Raw genomic sequence first — 21,213 nt, 5'->3', positions numbered from 1 at the left:
AATAATAAGACTGCTTACGAAAACTGGTGGACGGCAGCTGTGGAGGGTGCCTGTGGAGGGCTGTCACAGCGTGCGCAACGTGTTTTCTGCCAGCCCCAGATCTTCCACCAGCATGCCCAGCTCGTGCGACGAGCGGATGTCCAGTTTCAGGAAGATGGCAGAGCGGTGCGTGTCCACCGTGCGCGGGTCGATAGGCCGCTCCGGGTCGCGCTGGGCCAGCGCGCGGGCCACCTCCTTGCTGCTGATGCCGGTGGCCAGCAGGCGCGCCACCTCTTGCTGGCGCGGGCTCAGCGTGTTCCAGCGCTCCCGTAAGGTGTTGCGCCGCTGTGCGCGCTGTGCGTCTTCCAGCGACAGGTTCGCGGCCCGAAGCACGGCGGCCAGCAGGGTTTGCTCGTCGCAGGGTTTTTCGAGCCAGTCCACGGCCCCTTGCTTGACGGCGGTGACGGCGGAGGCCAGTTCGCCATGGGCGGACAGGAACACGGTCTTGAGCACGGCATTGCGCTCGCGCAGGGCATCGAACACCTGCAGGCCGCTCATGCCGTCCATGCGCAGGTCCAGCAGCACGCAGCCCGGGTGGGCGAGGTCGGCGCGGGCCAGGAACTCGGGGCCGCTGGCAAACGTGCGGGGCGCATGGCCACCGGCCAGCAGCAGGGCGGCCAGGGAGTTGCGCACGCCCTCGTCGTCGTCCACGACGTAGACATTCGCGGGAACTGTGGTGTTGACGGTGACGGGAGTGGTCGGATGGCTGTCGGTCATGGTGGGGGCAAGAAAATGCGGGGCAACCGGATTTCAAACACGGCGCCGCCGCCGTCGCGGTTGCGCGCCAGCAGCTCGCCGCCCATGCTTTCGACAATGGAGCGGCAGATGTTCAGGCCCAGCCCCAGGCCGTCGGAACGGGTGGTGAAGAAGGGCTCGAACAGGCGTTCGGCGATCTCCGGTGGCAGGCCAGGCCCCCGGTCCAGCACTTCGAGGCAGGCAAACCGGGTATCGGCCGTGGTGCGCAGCAATAGTTCGTGCGCCTCGGGCGGCGTGGCATCTGCGCGCATCGCCTGCATGGCCTGCAAGGCGTTGAGACCCAGGTTCAGCACCACCTGTTCGAGCAGCACGCGGTCGGCATTCACGCGCAGCGGGCCGTGGGCCAGGTCCAGCCGCACCGCCACCCCGTGCCGTCGCGCCTCGGCGCGCAGGAGCAGGCCCAGGGACTGGTCCACGGCGGCATTGAGGTCGCAGGGCTCGCGGGCCTCGGGGTGCTGGCGCACCCAGCGGCGGATGCGGCCGACGATGTCGGCGGCGCGCAGGGCCTGGCTGGAGAGTGCGGTGAGGCTGTCGTTCAGCAGCTCGGTTTTGCCCTGCGCCGCCAGGGAGCGCGCTGCGGCGGCGTAGTTGACCAGGGCGGCCAGTGGCTGGTTCAGCTCGTGCGCCAGCGTAGAGGCCATCTCGCCCACGGTGATCACACGCTGCACGCGCTGCAGCTGGGCCTCGCGCTGCTGCTGCTGTTCTTCGGCGCGTTTTTGGGCGGTGATGTCCACCACCGAACTCATCCAGCCGATGTGCTGGCCGTTGCCGTCGATGAGACGTGCGGTGTAGAACATGGTGTACACGTCGGAGCCGTTGCGGTGCCGCAGCCGGTTTTCGTTGCCCTGGGGCGCGGCTTTGCCGGCCAGGGCGGTGTCGCTGTCGTTCCAGTGCCGGTCCAGGTCGTCCGGGTGCCAGTAGGGGTAGGGCGGCAGGCAGCCGATCAGCTCGTCTGCGCTGTAGCCCACCATGTCGCACATGGCGGCGTTCACGTAGACGATACGGCCTTCGAGGTCGCGCGCGCGCATGCCCACCAGCAGCGAGTCTTCCATCGACTGGCGAAATGCCTGCGCCTGCTGCAGTGCATGGGTGCGCTCCTGGACGCGCTGCTCCAGCTCGATGCGGGCCTGCCGGTTCTCTTGCAGGCGCCGTTCGCGCAACTGCCAGTACAGGGCGCCGAGCACCAGCAGGCCCGACGCCAGGCTCGCCAGTGCCCAGGCCTGTTGGCGCGCCAGGGCGACGGCCTTGCTGTCGGCCGTGAGGGTCAGCGTCCAGCCCAGGTCGGGCAGGCGCTCTTCAAGGGCCAGATAGCGCTTGCCGGTGCCGGGCACGAGGATCTCGGTGCCTGGCTGGCCGTCGCGCTGGAGCGTTTTCCAGGGCACGGGCTGGGGTGTCCAGCGTGCGCCATACTGCTCGTCGAATTGCACCTGCTGCACGTCCTGCTCGGGCAGTGGGCGCGTGGTCTGGTACAGCCAGGGGAGGACAGAGCCGAGGAAGATAATGCCGCGCTCATCGGTCACGAAGACCGGGTCGCGCAGTTGCGCCCAGGTGTCCACGATGGGCTGCATCCACACCTTCACGGCCACGACGCCGATCACCCGGCCGTTTTCCACCACGGGTGCCGATGCAAAAAGCCCAGGTTCGCCGGTGGTCTTGCCCACGCCGTAAAACCGCCCCGGCTGCCCTTGCAGTGCATCGCGGAAATACGGGCGATTGCCGTAGTTCTGGTTCACGAAGCTGGTGGGGGTGTCCCAGTTGCTGGAGGCTACCGTGAGCCCGTCGGTGTTCATCACATACAGCGTGTCCGAGCCTGCATTGGCATTGATGGTCTGCAGGTAGGCATTGGCAGCGCTGCGCAGCGGTTGTGCGCCGGGGTTGTGCAGCAACTCGGCAATCAGCGGCTGCTGCGCCGCCGTGAAGGGCAGATAGCTGTAGCGGGTGGCCACGCCGCGCAGTGCCAGGGCCTGCACCTCGCCCGAGCGGCGCAGGTTGTCCCACTGGTTGTCGAGTTCGCTCTGGGTTGCCCATTCTCCCGCGCCCAGCACCAGGAGCACCGCCAGCCCCACCACGGCCGCCATGGGGCCCGTGCCGCGCACTGCGGCGCGCCATCGCGAAATCCGCCCTGGTGGGAGCGCAGTGCCGGGAGGCGGCAGCGCCAGCGGCGCACGGGGTGCAGCGGGCTCAGCCGGGGTGGTTGGCATGTGCGCCCCGGTCAGCCGCCGTGCTTGTCCGCCTCGGAGGTGAAGGCATCCGCATAGAACTCTTCTGCGGGCAGGCCGCGCTGTGCACTGTAGGCATCGCGGGCCGAGTCCACCACGATGGGCGCCCCGCAGGCATACACCTGGTGGCCCGAGAGGTCGGCAAAGTCGTCCATCACCGCCTGGTGCACAAAGCCGGTGCGGCCAGTCCAACCGTCTTCGGGCATGGCATCGGACACTACGGGCACGTAGGTGAGGTGGGGCATTTCGGCCGCACGCGCCAGCACCCAGTCATGCAGGTACAGGTCGCCCGGCCGGCGGCCGCCCCAATACAGCGCGGTCGGGCGTGTGATGCCCTTGAACTGCATGTGCTCGATCAGCGCCTTGATGGGCGCAAAGCCCGTGCCCGAGGCCAGCAGCACGATGGGCTTGTCGGAGTCCTCGCGCAGGAAAAAACTGCCAAACGGGCCTTCCACCCGCAGGATTTCCTTTTCCTTCATCGCGCCGAACACATGGTCGGTGAACTTGCCGCCCGGCATGTGGCGGATGTGCAGCTCCACGCCCGGCGCTTCAGCCTGCGTGTGGGGCGCGTTGGCCATCGAGTAGGCCCGGCGGGCGCCATCCCGCAGGATGAATTCGATGTACTGGCCCGCGTGGTAGCGGAAGGTATCGGCGGCGGGCAGCTGCAGGCGCACCTGCATCACGTCGTGGGATTTTTTTTCCAGGGTAGATACGCGCACCGGCATCTTCTTGATCGGATACGCGCTTTCGTCAGTGACCTGGCGTGATTCGAGCACCACGTCGGTCAGCGGTTGCGCGCAGCAGGTCAGCACCAAGCCTGCAGCCTCTTCATCGGCCGTGAGTGCCTTGGACTGGTGTTCGCCGTGGTGCACGGCGCCGCTGATCTTCTTGCACTTGCACGAACCACAGGCGCCGTCCTTGCAGCCGTAGGGCAGGCCCACGCCGCTGCGGATGGCGGCGGACAGGATGGCCTCGCCCGCATTGGCACTGAAAGCGCGGCCGCTGGGCTGCACGGTGATCTGGAACGCTGCGGGAGTTGCAGCCTCTGCGCTGGTCATGTGTGGGTATCCTTGGAATCGTCTTCGATCAAACTATCGGCCCAGCAAAAGCCAAGCAAACGGACCCAATTTTGCCTTCAATACAAAGCCCCCTTGGCGCCCTCCCTGCGCGCTTTCGCCGTGAACGCCTCCTGATCGTGGGTTGCGGTGATGTAGGTCAACGCATCCTGCGCGATCTGCAATCAGGCCCCGGCGCAGCACGCATGCGGGTGATGGCGCTCACGTCCAGCCCCTCGCGGGTCGCGGGGCTGCGCGCCCTGGGAGCCAGGCCCATCCTGGGCAATTTGGACGATGCGCCTTCGCTGCGCAGGCTTGCCGGGCTGGCCACCCGGGTGTTGCACCTGGCGCCCCCTCCGGGCGAAGGGGCCGGAGGAAATGCCTGGTGGCTGGACCCCCGCACCGTGGCCTTGGCCCGCGCGCTGCGGCTGCGAAGCCTGCCGGTGTCCTTGGTGTATGCATCGACGAGTGGGGTGTACGGCGATTGCCAAGGGGCCCTGGTGCCTGAGACGCGGGCCGTGGCTCCCGGCACCCCGCGGGCGCAGCGCCGCGTGAACGCAGAAACTGCGGTACGCCACCTGGGCCGTGCCGGTGTGCAGGCCAGCGTGCTGCGCATTCCGGGTATCTACGCACCTGACCGTGAAGGCGGCACGCCCGAGGCCCGTCTGCGCCGAGGCACGCCGGTGCTGGTGGCCGAAGACGATGTGTTTACCAACCACATCCATGCCGATGACCTGGCGCGTGCCTGTGTGGCCGCCATGTGGAAAGGGCGGCCACAGCGCACTTACAACGTGAGCGACGCCACCCACCTGAAGATGGGCGACTACTTTGACCTGGCCGCCGACCTGTACGGCCTGCCGCGCCCCCCGCGTGTGCCCCGCACTGCAGCGCAGGAGCAGTTGTCGCTGATGCTGCTGAGCTTCATGAGCGAGTCACGCCGGCTCGACAACCAGCGCATGGTGCGGGAACTGGGGTTGCGGCTGCGCTACTCCAGCGTGGCCGAGGGGCTGAGCGGGCAGCCGCAGCGTTAGGGCCTGCTGGTGCGCGCCCGTGGCATCAGCAGGGCGCCTGGCCGCCGTTTGAGCGGCAGACCCCACCGGGCCCGGGAAACCGCCCCGGACCTGTGCGGGGGTAGGTGTTGCCCAGGTTGTCGGTGCAGCGAAAGTCGCCACATTGGGTGAGGCGTGGTGGGGGTTGTGGGGTACCTGCCTGGGGAAACGGATCGGGGTAGAGAGGGCGGTGCCTGGAGGGAGGAACCACCACCACACGCGGCTGGTTGGCACGTGCCTTTTCGACCTCGGCATAGCCCTGGGGGCCCAGGCAGTCCAGGTCCACCTGCCTCTGGGCCGCTTCGAGCCGCAGTTCCTGCTCATAGGTCGAGCGCGACAGGCCTGCAGCCACCATGTCGAAATTGCGCCGCGAACGTGCACATTCCGGGGAGCGGGCGTAGTCCTGCGGTTGTGGGGCTGCGGCAGCGGCCTGCGCAGCGCGTGCCCGGTCGCGCTCGGCGTTGCGGCGGGCCTCGGTCTCTGCGGCGGTGGCCTCGGCCTGCAGCCGCTGTTGCTTGCGCTCCAGCGCCTCAGCGGCCTGTTCGCGTTCCAGTTGGAGTTCTTCCGGCGTTTTGCGCGCTTCCACTTCGCGCGCCGCCGCTCCGCCCGTACAGGCCCCATCGGTATAGGTCACCTTGCCGGTGCGGGTGTCGGTGCAGCGCACCACTTGTGCGTGGGCCACGGTGCCCAGCCAGGCTGCGCACACACAGAGGAAGAGGGCGAGATGGCGGTTGCGGAGGCTCATGGTCTGCGGCCAAGGTGGGCAAAAGCGTGGCGGTGGGAGCCCTGGTCAACCCCTGTCAGGGCTTGTCGGGGCTGTTGGACTGTTGGCGGGAGCGCCAGTCGTGGGGGTCAAACGAGTAGCTGCCTGGCGCAACACGGCCTGGAGGGGGTTGGCGATTGCGGCGATCGTCTGCGGCGCGGCGGTCGCGCTCAGCCTGCTCGCGTAGGGCCTGGTCACGGTCGCGCTGACGGCGGTCGAGCTCGCGGGCCTGCTGTTCGCGGCGATCGCGCTCGCGTTCCCGGGCCTGCCGGTCGCGCTCGGCACGTTCCCGTTCGCGTTCACGTTCTCGCCAGTCGTTACGGTTGCGGTCTCGCTCCCAGCGATCGTCCCGATCGCGTCCGCCGTAGTAGATAACGGCTGGGGGCGCCGAATACGCGGGGTACACCGGCGGGGCGTTGTTGTAGATGTAACCCGGCTGCTCATAAACACGGTACGGAGTGGGTTCGTAGTACGGGTCACCCTGCACCGTGGCGCAGCCGGTCACCGCGGCGCCCAGGACCGTGGCAGAAATAAGGCGGGCAAGTGTGTTTGTCATGGTGGTCAGACCCTGGCAGGGAGTGGCCGTTCCACCCTGCTCGTAAAGCCCCCGAAAAGCACCCCGGCGGAGTGTTACAAATTTCGGAGGCTGGCGCGTTGAAGCCGCTTTCAATGTAGCGCGTGGCCCCCCGTTTTGGTTGACCTGCCTGTCGATGTGCGCGGTAGGACGGCGCCTATTGTCCCATCCGTCGGGACCGGGCGCTGCCGTGGAGAAACTTCAAAAACAATAGCTATAAACCATTGCCCGATTAGCGGAAGCGGCCAATTTTTTACCCAATATCTGACCGTGGGGGCGGGGCGCCTGCTCCGCGACAGGCCGCCCTGCCTTTAAGGCTTGGGCAGCACCCGGCGGATGGTTTCGGCCAGGTCTTCCGCCACAAACTTGGCGACGTACCCATCGGCTCCGACGCTGCGCACGTGGTCTTCATTGGCCGAGCCCGACAGCGAGGAGTGAATGACCACGGGCAACCCATGAAACCGCGCGTCCTGCTTGATGTTGCGTGTCAGGGTAAACCCGTCCATTTCCGGCATTTCCAGGTCGGTCAGTACCATGGCGACGCGGTCCAAGACCGTTTTTCCCTCGGCTTCGGCGCTTTTCGCGATGGCGTTGAGACGGTCCCAGGCTTCCTTGCCGGACTTCACCATTTCATACGGGGCGTTGAGCACTTTGAGCTCTTGCTCGATGAGCGAGCGGGCCACGAACGAGTCGTCGGCCGCCAGGATGATGCAGCCGGGCTTGAGCTTGAGCTTGGCCCCAACCTTTTCTTCGGTGACCTCGTGGCCGTCCGAGGGCGAGATCATCTGAAGGATGGCCTCCACGTCCAGCACCTGGGCCAGGCGGGATTCATCCGTGTTGCCGTCCAGGCGGGCAATGCTGGTGACCAGCTTGCCAGCGGCGCCGCTGGTTTCGGCCGAGAGCACCTGTTTCCAGTCCAGTCGCACGATGTCTTCCACCGACTCGACGGCAAACGCCTGCGTGGTGCGCGCGTATTCGGTCACCAGCATGATGTTCAGGCCCGTCTGGGGCTTGCAGCCCACGATGGACGGCAGGTCCAGCACCGGAATCACCTGCCCGCGCAGGTTGACCACGCCCAGCGAATGGGCCGTGGTGCCCGCGATCGGCGTGATGCTGGGCATGGCCACGATCTCGCGGATCTTGAACACGTTGATGCCAAACAGCTCTGACTTGCCCAGAGCACTGTCGGTGCCCAGGCGAAACAGCAGCAGTTCGAACTTGTTGGTGCTGGTGAGGTTGGTCCGCTCGTCGATGTCCTGCTGCACTGCTTTCATGATGGGTCCTTCGCGCAGAAAAGAAGAAGATACGCGCGTTTACAAATTCTAGGATCAGAACGGGGTGCGCAGTGCGCTAAATGTTCAGGCAATACCCGAATAGTGCACTGCCGCATCCTTGCGTGGCAGCGCTGTCACACGTTGGAGTCGGGTTGCGGGCTCAAGCCGGGGCTGGCAGGGCCACCGGCCCAAAGTGCAATACCGTGGGGAAAGGGTCGTAGAAGTGGTGCAGGAGCTGTTTCCAGTCCTGGTACCGGGCCGACTGGCGAAAGCCGATCTCATGGTCTTCCAGGGTGACCCAGCGCACCAGCAGCACGTAGTCCTGCGGGCGCTCCAGACAATGGCCCAGTTCGTGTGACAGGTAACCGGGCATCGAGGCAATGATCTGCTGCGCCTGGGCAAAGGCGTGCTCGAAGGTCGCGTTCTGGCCGGGGCGGATGGTGAGGTGGGCGATTTCGAGAACCATGGTGGGCTTGGGCGTGCTGTGCGCTTGGGAAGTGCCTGTTTCTACCGCAAGACTGCCGGGTTACCGTATGCAGCCTGTTGTTCTGTGCCCACCCACACCGGGAGGCGGGAGGCTCAGGCAACGCTGCTCTGGGGAATCACAGAGGCCTTCAAACTGTCGGCCAGGCGGCCTAGCAGTGCGAGCATGGGTGCATCCGAGGCATCGCAGGCCAGACCCAGGTGGCGCGAGAACGCCAGGGGGCCATCGAGGGGGCGCGTGACCGAGCGGCGAGCATGCGCCGCGTGGGACTGTGGCACCACCGCCACGCCCAGGCCGCTGTCCACCATGTGCAGCAACAGCTCTTCGCGTGCGGCGCTGGCCTGAACCTCCAGGGCGATGCCGCGCTCGGCCAGCAGGCGGATGAACGACTGGTGCAGCGGGCAGTAGGGCCATTCAAGAAGCGGCACCCCTTGCAGGTCCGCCAGACCGAATTTCTTCTTGAAGCGCAGGGGATGCTGCTCGGGCAACAGCATCACATAGGGCTCGCGCCACAACGACACAAACGTGTCGCCGGGCGGTTTGCAGTGCTCCGCCACCAGGCGCAGCCGGGCCTCCTGCGCTGTGGCCGTGAGTCGGACCAGCGTGTTGGGCAGGAGGTCGGCAATCTGCGCAAACAGCGGCGCGGCTGGGCCCACCATCAGGTCGTCCTGCAGGAACACGCCCAGCGTTTCGCGGGGCGCATCGCGAAAGTCGCGCACCATGGCGCTGGATTGCGCCAGCAGGCTGCAGGCGCGCGGGTACAGGCGGTGGGCGGCGGGGGTGGGCGCCAGACCCTGGCGGCTTCGCTCGAACAGCACGGTGTCCAGCGCGTCCTCCAGCCCCTTGATGGCCATGCTGATGGACGGCTGCGCCACAAAGCAGCGGCGCGCCGCCGTGGTTACGGAGCGTTCTTCGTAGGCCGCTACGAAGTAGCCGAGGGCGCGCAGGTCAAACAGCATGGGGTTTCAGGGGCCGGGGCCACAGTCAGGTAGGGGTGATCGTGGTGACGGTTTCGCGAAAGTAGTCGAGCTGGCCGTTTTGCGAGTGGCTCAGGATCCAGGTCAGCGACTCCACTTCGCGCTGTTGTACTCCATAAAAGAAGCGTTGGCTTAGCTGGGTCATCACCCAGTCGTCGCCCAGCGGCTGGCTGTGGGTGTGAACGATTTGCGTGCCTTGCGGAAAGATCTCCGTGCCCAGGCGCTGCAGCACCGTCAGCAGATCGGCCTGGTTGCGGGCGACCTGCCAGCTCGTGTCTGCATCATCGCGGTAGTGGTCGATGCGGAAATCCAGGTCATCGGCAACGCTACCGAGCAGCGTGGGGACATCGCCTTTTTCAAAGGCGGCCAGTACGCGGTCGATGGGGAAGTTTGTGGTGAGGTTGGTCGTCATGTGCGCTCTCCAGTCGGGGGTTAAAAGGGCCAGAAGCAGGCTCTTGGGGGGCGACTTTAGGCAGCCGGCGCTGCCTGCACAACGATGGAATTTGTGGGTCTGAACGATAAAAAAATGATGGATAAAAAGTGGCAGCGATATCCCTGCGAAGGAAGGCGCCGAAGGCAGTCACCCACGGACTGTTCCCCTCTCATTCCGTGACGCCGGGCAGCTGGCTCAGATAGCGGTGCAGCGCGGCAATGGTCTGGCGCACCTTGGCGGGCTGGGCGTCGCGCTGGGGTGTCATGGCCCAGATGTCCAGGGTGCCAAACGACCAGTCGGGCAGCAGCCGCACCAGCCGCCCGGCCTGCAGCGCATCGTGCGAATCCATGCTGCCCACCAGCGCCAGGCCCAGCCCGGCCTCGCACATCTGCTGGATCGACAGCTGGTTGTTGCTGGCAATGCGCGGCTCCACCCGCAGGGCCCGGGGATCGCCCGTGGGGCTGTGCAGGTCGATCAGCAGGCCGCCGTTTTCGCGCGCAAAGCCCAGCCAGCTGTGCGAGAGCAGTGCGTCCGGGTGCTGTGGCACGCCGTGGGCAGCCACCCAGCCGGGCGCCGCGCACAGGTACCACTGCATGCCTCCCAGGCGCCGTGCTGCCCAGGTAGAGTCCTGCAGGCGCCCGTAGCGCACGGCCAGATCGATGCGGGCATTGATGAGGTCAATGGGCGAATCGTCTACCAGCAGGCGCAGGCGCAGCGCCGGGTGGGCGGCCAGCAGCTCGCCCAGCGCTGGGGCAATGTGGCGTGCAAACCCGACGGTAGCCGACAGCCGCAGCTCGCCACTGGGGGCATCGCGCGAAGCGGCCAGCTCGGCCCGCGCCTGGTCGGCTGCGGCACACATGGCGGCGCAGCGCGCGTGGTAGCGCTGGCCTGCTTCAGTGAGTGCCAGCTTGCGCGTGGAGCGGTGAAGCAGGGTCACACCGCCATCGCTTTCCAGCTTGCGCACCTGCTGGCTCACGGCGGAAGTGCTCATGCCCAAGGCGCGGGCGGCGCCGCTCATCGAGCCGTGCTGCACCACGGCGGCAAACACCGCCATGCGTTTGAGGTCTTCCATATCAGGTCTTCTCGTCAATCCCCACTGGGCTGTTGTCCGCCTCCATGCCTTGGAACTGGCGCGACCAAGGCCAGTGCCCCCTCGCAAGGGCCGCCAGGCTGCTTGTGCGGCGCTTCGCTGGAGTGCGCTGGGGGTTCCCCATCCCGCATGGCGCAGCCATGCGAGAGAGGGGGAAGGCGCAAAGCGACTCAGGGTGTGATTCATCCATTGTGAAGTTGAGCTTCAAAGAGAAGGCCAATTTAGCCATCTACCGCCCGCTTTGACAATCTCCTATTCTCACTACATCGCAACTTCGACCCAAGGACATCGATATGAACATCGCCCTGATTGGCGCCACCGGCTTTGTTGGCGCTGCCGTGCTGAATGAACTGCTGCAACGCGGCCACCGCGTGACGGTACTGGCCCGCAACCCCGCCAAGCTCGCCGCGCGCGAAGGCCTCGCGGTAGTGGCGGCCGACGCGCAAGACGCCGCCCAGGTCGCCAAGGCCGCTGCCGGCCACGATGCTGTGGTCAGCGCCTATAACCCCGGCTGGGAGAACCCCAACATCCACGACGAGTTCCTGAAAGGTACCCGCGCCATCATCGACGGCACCAAAGCGGCTGGTGTGCGCCGCTTTCTGATGGTGGGTGGCGCTGGCAGCCTGTTTGTGGCGCCCGGCGTGCAGCTGGTGGATACGCCCCAGTTCCCCGCCGAATGGAAGCAGGGCGCCCTGGCCGCGCGCGAGGCGCTGAACTGGATTCGCACCGAAAACACGCTGGACTGGACCTTCCTCTCGCCGCCCATCCTGCTGCAGCCTGGCGAACGCACGGGCCAATACCGCCTGGGCGACGAAGCGCCGCTGATGAATGGCGAGCAACCCGGCAGCATCAGCGTGGCCGACCTGTCTGTTGCCATCGTGGACGAGCTGGAGACGCCGCGCCACGTGCAAAAGCGCTTTACGGTGGCGAACTGAGTTTTTCTTTTCATCGGGACGATGCAGCGTTTCTCGGGCGCTGCCTTTTTTCTGTCAGACAAAAACAGCCATGTCGATCAGCGTGTGGCCCAGCACCACGGGCCACAGGGTTCTCCAGTACAGGAACCAACGGCACATCACACAATGCGCAAAGAAGGCTGCAATCACGCCGTGCCTGCCGTGCTCCCAGTGCGCCAGCGCGAAGATGGCCGATACCGCGAGTGTGAACAGTAGCTCTGAAGGGCGTTGGCGTGCACTCGAATACCAGAGCCATGGCAGCCCAATGAAAAAGATGCTTTCCACCAGCCCTGCGCTGACCGCTGCGTAGGTCTGCACCGCCGCGCCCGCCAGGCCCCGGGGGGAAAACTGCGCCAGCTGGAAGCTGCCGGGTGACGGTCCGAGCGTCCGCCACGACAGGTTCCGCGCCACCAGAAAAACCAGCCCCGCGGTGACACACACCATCAGGCTCTGCCATGCAAGGGGCCAAAGGTTCTTTTCTGGCGGTACGAGTCCGTAGTGTTGGGGGCGCAGCGCTGCTTTGTGGGCAAGAAGGCCAAGCAAGACTGCAGGAAGCACTACCCACTGAATCCCGTCAACCGCCCAAAAGAGCAGTGCCCCTCCGCGCCCCACGACAGGCAGGTAAAAGCCGTTGAGTTGCCAGACGGCCAACACCGGTAGCAGGGCCCAGCCCACGAGCACCTGCTGGCGGGTGTTGAGAGTAACCGGCCGTTTCTGTGTTGAGATCAAGCGCCCCTCCGGGATCAAGGTTTTTGGTGATCCCGTTCAGACGTCACGGTAAGCGCTGGCCGAAGCGGGGAAGTCCTATCTTCTCGATAAATAGACGCGCCATTTGTATCGTTCATCTCCCCGGTGTGAAATAGTCCGCGATTGGTCTCCCGCAGCGATTCAGCTGGACTGTCTGTGAAGAGCCTTCATCCCACAAACCACCGCATCGGCACCAGCACGATGGACGGGAACAGCACCATCAGGAACATCATCGCGAACTGCGCGCCCATGAAGGGGAGCACGCCCCGGGTGACTTCGTCCATGCGCATGCGTCCCACCCCCGCCACCACGTTCAGCACCGTGCCCACCGGCGGAGTGATCAAGCCGATGGCGTTGTTCATGATGAACAGCACGCCGAAGTAGACCGGGTCGATGCCTGCGGCTTTGACCACCGGCATCAGCATGGGCGCCAGGATCAGGATGGTGGGCGTCATGTCCATGGCGGTGCCCACAGCCATCACCAGCAGCATGATGGCCATCATCAGCAGGATGGGGTTGTCCATGAAGGGCTTCAGCAGGGCCACCAGCTGACGGGGGATGTCGGCCACGGTGATGAGCCAGGCGCTGACCATCGCGGCGGCCACCAGGAACATGATCACGGCCGTCGTTTTGGCAGCGCTCACGAACACGGCGGTCAGCTGGCGCCAGTGCAGCTCGCGGTACACCACCGTGGCCACGAAGAGCGCATAGACGGCGGCCACGGCGGCGGCTTCGGTAGGGGTGAACACGCCCATCTTCAGGCCCACGATCACGATCACCGGGAGGAACAGTGCCCAGGTCGATTCCCTGAGCGCCTGCAGCTTTTCGGCGGTGGATGCCTTGGGCGGTGGCGTGACGTTTTCGCGCTGGGAGACCCAGTACCAGGTGATGGCAATCGCCACTCCCATCAGCAGCCCCGGCACAATGCCGGCCAGGAACAGCTTGCTGATCGACACGTTGGCCGCCACGCCAAACACCACGAAGCCGATGGACGGCGGAATGACCGGCGCGATGATGCCCGCCGAAGCGATGAGCCCGCCCGCTCGTGCCTTGTCGTGCCCGGCCTTCACCATCATGGGCAGCAGCAGGGCCGCCAGCGCCGCCGTGTCGGCCACGGCGGAGCCTGACAGCGCCGCCAGCATGCAGGCCGCCAGGATGGCAACGAAACCCAGCCCGCCCCGCTTGTGCCCCACCAGCGTGAGCGCGAGCTTGACGATGCGCTGCGACAGACCACCCACGTTCATGATCTCGCCCGCCAGCATGAAGAAGGGCACGGCCAGCAGCGGAAAGCTGTCGGCGCCGTTGATCACGTTCTGCGCCAGGATTTGCGCGTCAAACAGGTTCAGGTGCCACATCAGGGCGACGCCGGACACCAGCAGCGCGTAGGCAATCGGCACGCCGATGGCCATGGCGGCCAGCAGGGAGCCGAGGAAGATAAAAACGGTCATGGGAGAGCGCTCCAGGTCATTGCGGTGTTGGGTTCACTGGCGCGAGGCCGTGGGCGCTGGGGCTGTGTGCGGCACTTGGCTGCCCACGGCGGCCAGTTCTTCGGATTCGGCGATGTGCAGCAGCTCGTTGTTGGGCATCTGCCCCGACACAATCCGCCACAGATCCAGCGCCAGCAGCAGCCCCGCCGCCACGGCAAACACCACGCCCGACGCATAGAAGATGGCCATGGACGCGCCCGTGACCGGTGCATCCACATCCCAGTTGATGCGCGCCTGCGCCAGCGCGCCGCTGAAGAGCAGCCAGGTGCACCAGATCATCAGCGCGTAGCTGATGGCGAGGCAGATGCGCTGGCCCAGCGGCGGCAGGCGTGCCAGCAGAAAGTCCGTGCCCAGGTGGCCCCGCTCGCGCACCGCCACGATGGCGCCCAGGAAGGTGATCCACACAAACAGCCAGCGCGACACCTCCTCGCTGATGGCGATGCCGGAGTTGAACGCGTAGCGCAGCACCACGTTGCCAAACACCATCACCACCATCACCGCCAGCGCCAGGGCAATGAGCAGGTTGATCCAGCGGCAGCAGCGGTCGATGAAGGCATTGAGCATGGGGTTGTCTCCTGTTTTTCTTTTGACTCAGAGCGCTGTGCCCTGCAGCAGCCCGCGCTGCGCCAGGTTGACCATGAAGGCGCGAAGGCCAAAGCGCCAGGGCGCCGCTGCCTCGCTGTGCGCCACGCGGTTGTGCAGGCCACCCAGCCACGCGCTCTGGATGGACACCAGGTCGCCCAGGTGGTGGGTGAAGCCACCGCCTGGCTGGTCGCGGTCTTCAATGGGCGCGAACAGCGTGCCCAGAAACAGCATGAAGCCGTCCGGGTACTGGTGCGCGGCCAGGGTCTGCGCCACCAGGTCGCTGGGGTCGCGGCTGATGCTGGCCATGGTGTTGATGCCGCGCAACTCATAGCCATCCACCCCTGCAACGCTCAGGTGCACGGTTTCGCTGCGCACCTTGTCCATCCCGAAGCTGGCGTCGAACAGGCGGATGAACGGGCCTAACGCGCACGAGGCGTTGTTGTCCTTGGCCTTGCCCAGCAGCAGGGCGCTGCGGCCCTCGATGTCCCGCAGGTTCACGTCGTTGCCCAGCGTGGCGCCCACGATCTGGCCCCGGCTATTCACCGCCAGCACCACCTCGGGCTCGGGGTTGTTCCAGGCCGAATCGGAGCGGATGCCGATGTCGTCCCCGCAGCCGACGGACGCCAGCACCGGCGCCTTGGTGAACACCTCGGCATCGGGGCCAATACCCACCTCCAGATACTGCGACCACAGGCCTTTCTCTTGCAACAACGTTTTGAGTTCCATGGCCTCGGGCGAACCAGGGCGGATGTCGGCAAGGTTCTCGCCGATCAACTCGATGACCTGGCTTCGCAAGGCTTGCGCACGGCTGGCGTCGCCCCGGGCCTGTTCTTCGATCACGCGCTCGATCAGGCTGGCCGCAAACGTGACGCCCGCCGCCTTGACCACCTGCAGGTCGCACGGCGCCAGCAGCCAGGGGCGGCTCTTGTCGCGCGTTCCGGGCAGGCTGTTGGCCAGCAGGTCATCCACGCTGCACAGGTACTGGCCGGTGGCTGCACGCACCGCCTCGGCGGGCGCCAGCGTGTCGAGCAGCGTGCTCATGGTGGGGTAGTGCGCGCTGAGGTCGAACACGCCTTCGGGCCTCAGGGCCACCACAGCCGGGCCCGCAACGGCGCCTTGGAGTGCCCACACCCGGCCCACCAGCGTGCCCTGCAGGCCGTCGTCGGGAAGCACTTGCAATGCGGTCTGGGGCGAACGGGCCCGTTCGGCAACTGCCGTCGCCGTCATGTTGTTCATGGAGAGTCCTTCGAAAAAATCCGGGTGTGGCGCTGGTGGCCCGCCCGCTCGTTGTCAGTGGTTGTGGCGTGGTGTCTTTTCGGAAATGCGCTGGAATGCCAGCGCGAAGTCCAGCGTCGCGCCATCGGCCAGCTGCCCCGTCTTCTCGCGGTACAGCGCTTCCCAGGGGGACTGGCTCGCGGGCACGGGTGGGTCGGGCAGTTCACGCTTTCGGCGGGCGATTTCCTCGGGCGCGACCAGCGCATCGCAGCGCCCGGTGTTGAGGTCGATGCGGACCGTGTCGCCGCTTTGCAGCCAGGAGAGGCCCCCACCCACGGCGCTCTCGGGCGATGCGTTGAGGATGGACGGGCTGTCTGCCGTGCCCGACTGGCGCCCGTCACCCAGTGTGGGCAGGGTGTTGATGCCGCGCCGGATCAGCGCATCGGGCGGCTGCATGTTGACCACCTCGGCCGAACCCGGCCAGCCGATGGGCCCGGCGCCGCGCATGACCAGGATGCAACCCTCGTCGATGTCGAGCGCTGGGTCGTTGATGCGTGCGTGGTAGTCGTCCGCGCCTTCAAAAACCACGGCACGGGCTTCGAAGATGCCCTCGCGGCCCGGCTGGCTCAGGTAGCGCTCGCGAAACGCGGGCGATATCACCGAGGTTTTCATGATGCCGAAGTCAAACAGGTTGCCGCTGAGCACCAGGAACCCAGCTTTTTCCATCAGCGGCGCGCTGAAGGGGCGAATCACTTCACGGTCGCGCGCTTCGTGGCCCTGCAGGTTGTCGCCGATGGTTTTGCCCGTCACGCTGGCGCAGTCGTTGTGCAGGCGGCCCGCTTGCTGCAGCTCCCACATCAGCGCAGGCACACCGCCCGCGCGAAAGAACCGTTCGCCCAGGAACTGGCCTGCAGGCTGCATGTTCAGCAGCAGGGGCAGGTCGTAGGCGTGGTCCGTCCAGTCCTGGGCCTCCAGTACCACGCCTGCATGGCGCGCCATGGCCATCACGTGCACCTGCGCATTGCTGGAGCCCCCGGCCACACTGATGACCGACAGCGCGTTCAAGAAGCTCTCGCGCGTCAGGATGCGCGAGGGGCGCAGGTCTTCATAGGCCATATCAACAATGCGCCGCCCGGTTTCGTACGCCATCTGACCGCGTTCTCGGTACGGTGCAGGAATGGCCGCGCAGCCGGGCAGCGACAGGCCCAGCGCTTCGGCCACCGCGTTCATGGTGGATGCCGTGCCCATGGTGTTGCAGTGGCCCGCCGACGGTGCGCTGCTGCAGGCGCGCTGCAGAAACTCTTCTTCATCAATCTTGCCCGCTGCCAGCTGGCGGCGGCTGCGCCAGATGACGGTGCCCGAACCCACCAGTTGCCCGTCGTGCCAGCCGTCGAGCATCGGCCCGCCCGAGAGCACGATGGCCGGAATGTCCACCGTGGACGCGGCCATGATGCCCGCCGGTGTGGTCTTGTCGCAGCCCGTGGTCAGCACCACCGCGTCGATGGGGTAGCCGTACAGGATCTCCACCAGCCCCAGGTAGGCCAGGTTGCGGTCCAGCGCGGCCGTGGGCCGGCGGCAGTTTTCAAAGATGGGGTGCACTGGGAACTCCATCGGAATCCCGCCCGCATCGCGGATGCCGTCGCGCACGCGGCGCGCCAGGTCCAGGTGGATGCGGTTGCAGGGCGACAGGTCGCTGCCCGTCTGCGCGATGCCGATGATGGGCCGGCCCGAGCGCAGTTCCTCGGGCGTGAGCCCGTAGTTCATGAAGCGTTCGAGGTACATCGCGGTCATGTCCGAGCGCTCGGGGGCGGCAAACCAGTCGCGGGAGCGGAAGGGGCGGCGGGGTGTTTTGGTCATGGGGTCGGGACGTCGCAAAAGGAGGGGCGGGGCGCAGCTGCAACCAGCTGCGCCCCGGGAGGCGAATCGCTTACTTCCCGCCCCGCGCCTTCGCCAGCTCGCCCATCATTTCGCTGGTGGTCTCTTCACCAAACTCCTTGCCGTACTTGGCCAGCACGGGCTGCAGCTTGGTGCGCAGCTTGGCCTGCTCGGCAGCAGGCAGCTCGGTGATCTGCATGCCGGCCTTCTTCAGCTCGCCCAGGGCGGTTTCGCTGAAGGCGCGGATGGTCTTGCGCTCGAACAGCGTGGCCTCGCGGGCAGCCTCCTGCACGATCTTGCGTTCGTCGGCCGAGAGGCCGTCCCAGGTCTTCTTGGAAATGAGTAGCACCCAGGCGCTGTACATGTGGCGCGACAGCACCAGATGCTTTTGCACCTCATAGAACTTGCTGGCCAGAATGGTGGCGGGCGGGTTTTCCTGGCCGTCCACGGCCTTTTGTTCCATGGCGGTGTACAGCTCGGTGAACGGCATGGGCGTGGCGTTGGTGCCCAGCGCGTTGAAGGTGTCGAGGAACAAGGGGCTCTGGATCACGCGCAGCTTCAGGCCCGCCAGATCGTCGGCCGTGTTGATGGGTCGGCGCGAGTTGGTCACGTGGCGAAAACCGTTCTCCCAAAAGCCCAGGCCGATCAGGCCCTTGTCTGGCAGCATGGCCAGCAGCTTCTGGCCGAAGGGGCCGTCAAGCAAGGCGTCGGCTTCGGCCTCGGTGTTGAAGGTGAGCGGCAGGTTCAGCACGCCAAAGGGCTTGATCAGCGACATCAGCGTGGACGAATCGGGAATCGTCATCTCCAGCGTGCCGCCGCGCAGGGCCGAGGTCATGCTGACATCGTTGCCCAGCGCACCGCTGGCGAACAGCTTGGCGTTCATCTTGCCGCCGCTCTTGGCCTGCAGGCGCTCGGCAAAGTGGCGCACGGCCTGGGCCTGCGGGTGGTCGTCGCTCAGGCCAATGCCGACCTTGAAGGTGTGTTCCTTGACTTGGGCCGCGACGGGGGCGGCAAAGGCGGCCAGCAGCGTGGCAGCAAATGCCAAGGATTTAGCGAGGGAATTGAAATGCATGGTGTCTTGTCTCCGTTGGAATGGCGGGACCCCGTTGGCGAGGCCTTCGGCGTATGCAGCTTTGTGGGGCAAGCCGTCATGGACGCAAGGCGAAGGTTAGATTTCGCGTCCTGCCGGGTCCACTGAATGTTTTGCGACAATCCATTCCAAACGCTTATGAGTCCAGACGAATTTCCGGGTAAACCCTTGTCTTTGGCGCAGGCCTGTGCGCGGCTGCGCTTTCGGCATTTGCAGTTTCTCGACATCCTGGGCCGCACGCGCAACCTGCGGCTGACAGCCGAGCAGATGCACGTCACGCAGCCTGCGGCCACCAAGATCCTCATGGACATCGAGGAGATCCTGGAGGCGCGCCTGTTCGACCGCCTCTCGCGCGGTATGCGGCCCAATGAGTTGGGGCTTTTTACGCTGCGCTACGCCAGCGCGGCGCTCGATGGGCAGCGCAAGTTTGTGGACGAGTTCAACGCACTCAAGCAGGGCGGCCACGGCCATGTGACGGTGGGCGCGATCACCGGCTCGGCAGCGCATGTGCTGGTGGCGTCGGTGGTGGAGCTCCAGCGCTTGCGGCCCCTGCTGGTCATCAAGATCCTGGAGCAGAGCAGCGACCAGCTCATCGCCTGGCTGGCCGAACGCAAGATCGACCTGATGATTGGCCGCTTCACCACCGAGGACCAGCGCAGCCAGTTCCACTACGAGCACCTGTCCGCCGAGCCGCTGCATGTGGTGGGTGGGCAGCACCACCCGCTGCGCGGCGCCACCGACCTGTCGCTCACCGAGCTGGCGCACTGGCCGTGGATTCTGTACCCCGCCTCCACGGCCGTGCGCAAGGTGTCGGACGACCTGTTCGGCGGCGCCGGCCTGGCGCTCACGGCGGGGGTGGTAGAGACACCGTCCTTCCTGTTTGCGCTGGAGCTGATGAACACCACCCACATGATGTCGCTGCAGCCCGCCGCGCTGATCCAGAAATATGTGGACCGAGGCCTGCTCTCCCGCATCCCCGTCGAGCTGCCCGACCGCATGCCCAGCTACGGCCTCATCACCCGGCTGGGCGAGCCGCCCACTCCTTCGGCACAGGCCTTTATCGATGTGCTGCGCGAGGCGGCGGGCGTGGCGCCGGACGCTTTGGGGGAGTGACCAGGCCTGCGCTATGCACGGCCTTTTTCGATAACCAATGGTTATTGGAAATTAGGGCGGCCAAGCCCTGCCGTTATGCTCTGCGCCCCTTCCCGCCATCCAGACCTTTTTCTCCATGACCGACGCACCCGACACGCCCGACACCATCCAGGAGCCCCGCTGCTGGAGCGATGGGCGCTGGACGGCGCAGGTCATCAAGAACGAAGACGACGATGGCTGGGCGGTGTCCATGACGCTGAAGGGCGAGGCCGAACCCGCACTGGTGGGCCCCTGGACCATGGGGCGCGACAAGAAGAACCCCAAACCGCTGGATGTGTCCGCCTTCCACACCCTGGTCAAGACCGCGAGCGAGGTGGTGCGCCGCCATGAGCAGCAGCTGCACGCGCAGTTGAACAAGAGCGTGCACATCACCGCCGCCGACGGCCAGCGCCTGCGCGTGGCGCTGGCCATCGTGCCCGACGAGGAAGGCGCCACGGCCACGCTGAGCGCCGAGGATGCACTGGGCCAGGAAATCGCCCGCGTGCCTGCGCCGCCCACCTTCCGCCTGACGGCCGCCAGCGCCACCGTCTGGGCGGACGGGGGCTTTGCGCGGCCCCGTTGACCTCGGCGCCCAGCGCTTTTGCACGCCCCCGACAAGGTACCGAAGAGTTTCTTGCAGCCCTGCGCGCTGCCAGGTGCTGCGCGCAGGGCGACGTTTGGGTAGATTGGAGGGCATGGCCCAGTGGCCCGTCGGAGTCCTGCCGTGCGTTCCTCATTTCCACCCCTGCTGCCATTGCCTTCCCCGTCCGAGGGCTTGTTCCCGCCACCACCGCGAGCCGGCTGTGCTGGAGCCGCCCTGCTGGCCTGCTGCGCGCTGTTGCCCCTGCCGGCCCTGGCGCAGCAGGGGGCTGGCGCGCCGCAGCCCTTCGCCAGGGCCCAGGAGCTTGCGGTCTCCGCTACCCCCGAGCCGCGCCGCATCTTCATCGACGGCGCACGCGCGGCCAGCGACGTCGGGCTGGCCTCGGTGGGTGTGCAATGGCCCTGGGCCTGGCGCCGTGATTTTTTGGGCGGCGAACTGACGGGGCACTGGGATACCCACATCGCGCACTGGCGCGTGCCGCCCGGCACCGCCGTGCCGGGCGGGCGCCGCCACTGGACGCAGCTGGCGGTGGTGCCGACACTGCGTTGGCGATTCGACGGCGGGCGGTCCGCCTGGTTCATGGAAGGCGGCATCGGCCTGTCGGCGCTGGACGGGCACTACGCCACCAGGCACAAGGCCTTCAGCACCCGTTTCAACTTTGCCGACCACCAGGGCGTGGGCTTCAACTTTGGCGCCCGCCGCCAGCACGAACTGATGCTGATCGTGCGCCACATTTCCAACGGTGGCATCCGCAAGCCCAACCCGGGCGAAGACTTTGTGCAGGTACGCTACAGCCGGTCTTTTGAATGATCCGGC

21 protein-coding genes are annotated in these 21,213 nt (G+C 66.2%); 5 read left to right on the top strand and 16 right to left on the bottom strand.

From position 1 onward, the window contains the following. Positions 1–63: 63 nt before the first annotated feature. Genes AC2YJX_RS25420 through AC2YJX_RS25410 form a run of 3 tightly spaced genes read right to left on the bottom strand, consistent with a single transcriptional unit; the run spans position 64 to position 4,072 of the window. On the bottom strand, positions 64–756 hold the full coding sequence (locus tag AC2YJX_RS25420) for a response regulator transcription factor (protein ID WP_055395089.1): 693 nt from the start codon (positions 754–756) through the stop codon (positions 64–66). Continuing rightward, positions 753–2,996: a PAS domain S-box protein gene (locus tag AC2YJX_RS25415; RefSeq protein ID WP_436130536.1), complete on the bottom strand. Its 2,244-nt coding sequence runs from the start codon at positions 2,994–2,996 to the stop codon at positions 753–755. Before AC2YJX_RS25415 ends, AC2YJX_RS25420 begins: the two co-directional genes overlap by 4 nt. A gap of 11 nt (positions 2,997–3,007) precedes the next feature. Further along, positions 3,008–4,072: a CDP-6-deoxy-delta-3,4-glucoseen reductase gene (locus AC2YJX_RS25410; protein WP_431152216.1), complete on the bottom strand. Its 1,065-nt coding sequence runs from the start codon at positions 4,070–4,072 to the stop codon at positions 3,008–3,010. 71 nt (positions 4,073–4,143) lie between these two features. On the opposite strand from AC2YJX_RS25410, the gene AC2YJX_RS25405 reads away from it, so the two are divergent. After that, entirely contained in the window at positions 4,144–5,100 is a 957-nt protein-coding gene (locus AC2YJX_RS25405; protein ID WP_487257639.1) for an SDR family oxidoreductase, read from the top strand. Between the two features lie 25 nt (positions 5,101–5,125). On the opposite strand, the gene AC2YJX_RS25400 is transcribed toward AC2YJX_RS25405, so the two are convergent. From AC2YJX_RS25400 to AC2YJX_RS25370, 7 genes are all read right to left on the bottom strand, one after another. Further along, positions 5,126–5,863 (bottom strand): DUF4124 domain-containing protein, encoded by a 738-nt coding sequence (locus AC2YJX_RS25400; protein ID WP_121507218.1) that lies wholly within the window; start codon positions 5,861–5,863, stop codon positions 5,126–5,128. Between the two features lie 55 nt (positions 5,864–5,918). After that, positions 5,919–6,437 carry a hypothetical protein gene (locus AC2YJX_RS25395; protein WP_228899876.1) on the bottom strand — a complete coding sequence of 173 codons (519 nt, stop codon included), beginning with the start codon at positions 6,435–6,437 and terminating at the stop codon, positions 5,919–5,921. Positions 6,438–6,766: 329 nt separating this feature from the next. Continuing rightward, on the bottom strand, positions 6,767–7,729 hold the full coding sequence (locus AC2YJX_RS25390; RefSeq protein ID WP_121419286.1) for a chemotaxis protein: 963 nt from the start codon (positions 7,727–7,729) through the stop codon (positions 6,767–6,769). A gap of 160 nt (positions 7,730–7,889) precedes the next feature. Continuing rightward, a complete protein-coding gene (locus tag AC2YJX_RS25385) occupies positions 7,890–8,195 on the bottom strand; it encodes an antibiotic biosynthesis monooxygenase family protein (protein ID WP_487257638.1) in 306 nt (101 codons plus the stop codon). Between the two features lie 113 nt (positions 8,196–8,308). Further along, positions 8,309–9,172 (bottom strand): LysR family transcriptional regulator, encoded by an 864-nt coding sequence (locus tag AC2YJX_RS25380; RefSeq protein ID WP_121507216.1) that lies wholly within the window; start codon positions 9,170–9,172, stop codon positions 8,309–8,311. 25 nt (positions 9,173–9,197) lie between these two features. After that, a complete protein-coding gene (locus AC2YJX_RS25375; RefSeq protein ID WP_055395103.1) occupies positions 9,198–9,602 on the bottom strand; it encodes a hypothetical protein in 405 nt (134 codons plus the stop codon). A gap of 190 nt (positions 9,603–9,792) precedes the next feature. Beyond that, positions 9,793–10,695: a LysR family transcriptional regulator gene (locus AC2YJX_RS25370; protein WP_487257637.1), complete on the bottom strand. Its 903-nt coding sequence runs from the start codon at positions 10,693–10,695 to the stop codon at positions 9,793–9,795. 311 nt (positions 10,696–11,006) lie between these two features. On the opposite strand from AC2YJX_RS25370, the gene AC2YJX_RS25365 reads away from it, so the two are divergent. Beyond that, positions 11,007–11,648, top strand: coding sequence for an NAD(P)-dependent oxidoreductase (locus AC2YJX_RS25365; RefSeq protein WP_218298508.1), 642 nt, complete (start codon positions 11,007–11,009; stop codon positions 11,646–11,648). Positions 11,649–11,702: 54 nt separating this feature from the next. Here the strand turns inward: AC2YJX_RS25365 and AC2YJX_RS25360 are convergent, their stop codons facing one another. The 6 genes from AC2YJX_RS25360 to AC2YJX_RS25335 form a co-directional block, all read right to left on the bottom strand. Beyond that, positions 11,703–12,110, bottom strand: a complete 408-nt coding sequence (locus AC2YJX_RS25360; protein WP_121419290.1) for a CPBP family intramembrane glutamic endopeptidase — start codon at positions 12,108–12,110, stop codon at positions 11,703–11,705. 470 nt (positions 12,111–12,580) lie between these two features. Continuing rightward, entirely contained in the window at positions 12,581–13,861 is a 1,281-nt protein-coding gene (locus AC2YJX_RS25355; RefSeq protein ID WP_121419291.1) for a TRAP transporter large permease subunit, read from the bottom strand. A gap of 33 nt (positions 13,862–13,894) precedes the next feature. Continuing rightward, positions 13,895–14,464, bottom strand: coding sequence for a TRAP transporter small permease (locus AC2YJX_RS25350; RefSeq protein WP_121419292.1), 570 nt, complete (start codon positions 14,462–14,464; stop codon positions 13,895–13,897). 27 nt (positions 14,465–14,491) lie between these two features. Next, a complete protein-coding gene (locus AC2YJX_RS25345) occupies positions 14,492–15,721 on the bottom strand; it encodes a fumarylacetoacetate hydrolase family protein (protein ID WP_121419293.1) in 1,230 nt (409 codons plus the stop codon). 54 nt (positions 15,722–15,775) lie between these two features. Continuing rightward, the gene (locus tag AC2YJX_RS25340) at positions 15,776–17,557 is read right to left on the bottom strand and encodes an IlvD/Edd family dehydratase (protein WP_487257636.1); all 1,782 of its coding nucleotides are present in this window, start codon (positions 17,555–17,557) and stop codon (positions 15,776–15,778) included. 70 nt (positions 17,558–17,627) lie between these two features. Further along, positions 17,628–18,647 carry a TRAP transporter substrate-binding protein gene (locus tag AC2YJX_RS25335; RefSeq protein WP_487257635.1) on the bottom strand — a complete coding sequence of 340 codons (1,020 nt, stop codon included), beginning with the start codon at positions 18,645–18,647 and terminating at the stop codon, positions 17,628–17,630. Positions 18,648–18,803: 156 nt separating this feature from the next. Here AC2YJX_RS25335 and AC2YJX_RS25330 point away from each other — a divergent pair, with 156 nt between their 5' ends. The 3 genes from AC2YJX_RS25330 (at position 18,804) to AC2YJX_RS25320 (ending at position 21,207) form a co-directional block, all read left to right on the top strand. Next, positions 18,804–19,778 carry a LysR family transcriptional regulator gene (locus AC2YJX_RS25330; RefSeq protein WP_055401603.1) on the top strand — a complete coding sequence of 325 codons (975 nt, stop codon included), beginning with the start codon at positions 18,804–18,806 and terminating at the stop codon, positions 19,776–19,778. A 115-nt stretch (positions 19,779–19,893) separates the two neighbouring features. Continuing rightward, on the top strand, positions 19,894–20,379 hold the full coding sequence (locus tag AC2YJX_RS25325; RefSeq protein WP_487257634.1) for a hypothetical protein: 486 nt from the start codon (positions 19,894–19,896) through the stop codon (positions 20,377–20,379). Positions 20,380–20,520: 141 nt separating this feature from the next. Continuing rightward, on the top strand, positions 20,521–21,207 hold the full coding sequence (locus tag AC2YJX_RS25320) for an acyloxyacyl hydrolase (RefSeq protein WP_487257633.1): 687 nt from the start codon (positions 20,521–20,523) through the stop codon (positions 21,205–21,207). Positions 21,208–21,213 lie beyond the last annotated feature (6 nt).

It is taken from the genome of Acidovorax sp. SRI_002, from assembly GCF_057586455.1.
This window is presented reverse-complemented; position numbering and strand designations above follow the sequence as displayed.